The sequence below is a fragment of the Arcobacter sp. genome (assembly GCF_050300555.1).
Classification (GTDB): Bacteria; Campylobacterota; Campylobacteria; order Campylobacterales; family Arcobacteraceae; genus Arcobacter.
The window spans coordinates 1-526 of the sequence record NZ_JBNKXY010000416.1 but is presented as its reverse complement, the minus strand read 5'-3'; the positions used below and the strand labels follow the sequence as shown (position 1 = coordinate 526).

Sequence of the window (526 nt, the reverse complement as noted above, 5' to 3'; positions counted from 1 at the left end):
AAATATATTAAAAATCTAAATCATGATATCCGCGTGATGATGCCGAATTATAAGTCGGTTAACGAGCGAAAATATGTGTTGCGCGATGTTATTCGTTTACAGGGACTGAAAATTGATATTGCTAATGAAACTCATAACGCGAAAAGTAAATCTGCTTTTATTCCAAATTCGAAAGTACAGGTCTATTTTTTAGATAATAAAAAATGTATTAATCCAGTATTGGTCTTTATGGACGCTACAACCATATGGCTTTGACATCCATAAAGATTACGACATCTAATAAAAAAGTATCAGAAGTGCTCAAGCGCACACCAATAATCAATAAAGTATCAGAAGTGTACAAGTGCATACCGATGACCAACTAAAACAAAAGAAATAAATAAAAAAGAAAAAAGAAAATTCTCCAAAATACAGCTCTTTATAAGATCTTTCAGTCTTTTGAGTACGGCCGACTCTGAACTCTTCTTCTCAAGAGCATTGGAGCATCCGCTAATCTAAGGACTACGTCATATGATTAAAGCGATGA

The 526-nt window shown here is 33.5% G+C and carries 1 protein-coding gene; it reads left to right on the top strand.

All coding sequences use genetic code 11. The features are described 5' to 3' along the window. Nucleotides 1-255, top strand: a 255-nt coding sequence (locus tag ACQY5W_RS13580; RefSeq protein ID WP_428025500.1) for a glycogen/starch synthase, incomplete at its 5' end; no start/stop codon positions are given. Nucleotides 256-526: the final 271 nt, after the last annotated feature.